Origin of the sequence: Chitinophaga rhizophila (genome assembly GCF_019492185.1) — a bacterium.
GTDB lineage: Bacteria > Bacteroidota > Bacteroidia > Chitinophagales > Chitinophagaceae > Chitinophaga > Chitinophaga rhizophila.
This window is the reverse complement of record NZ_JAICCF010000017.1, coordinates 1-747: the sequence shown is the minus strand read 5'-3', so window position 1 is coordinate 747 and position 747 is coordinate 1. Positions and strand designations below refer to the sequence as shown.

Sequence of the window (747 nt, the reverse complement as noted above, 5' to 3'; positions counted from 1 at the left end):
GTTTTGATACTGACTTCGTAATTTCTCTCGAAATTAGACGTCATATCTAATATGTTATCGCTTGAACATTACCTGTGTTAAATGTTTGCTGTTGTTTCCATTCTTTCAAAGAACTTATCGTTAAACCGTTCGTCTAACGTTTGTCAATGTCCCAGATCCGATCTGCGTGGCGCTTAACGCCTGACATCTTTAAGTATTATAAGAGCTTTTTCTTTACTTCCGTTTCGCGTCATTTGCGTTGGGGGTGCAAAGATAATGATTATTTCATTTCTGCCAAATCTTTTTTGAAGATTTATTGTCCTATTATTTGAAGCAATCTGCTTTAGGTAAAAGCATTTTATTTCATCTTTCGGACTGAGAACTTCTAAAGAACTTTATAATTTGACTTGGATACTGACTGATTGTGGTGCTACTCTGCCGCAAAATCAATTTGACCTACTGGCATTAAACGTTTCTAAGTGATAGAGACGACGTTTAAATCGGATTGCAAATATACAATCCTTTACCTTGTACAACAAAATTTACCAGATATTTTTTACCGTAAGTGCGGTAAGATCGATGGTGTGGTTGTGGTATGAGGATAAAAAAGCCCGGTCTTATGTAAGACCGGGTCTTTTCTACAATAAATATGGCAGCTACCTACTCTCCCGCATGGTTGTGCAGTACCATCGGCCATAAGGGGCTTAACTTCTCTGTTCGGAATGGGAAGAGGTGAACACCCTTGGCAAAACCACCATAAGATCTTTA

The 747-nt window shown here is 38.2% G+C and carries 1 rRNA gene; it reads right to left on the bottom strand.

The features are described 5' to 3' along the window. Positions 1 to 626: 626 nt before the first annotated feature. Positions 627 to 738 (bottom strand): 5S ribosomal RNA (gene rrf / locus K1Y79_RS29035). Positions 739 to 747: the final 9 nt, after the last annotated feature.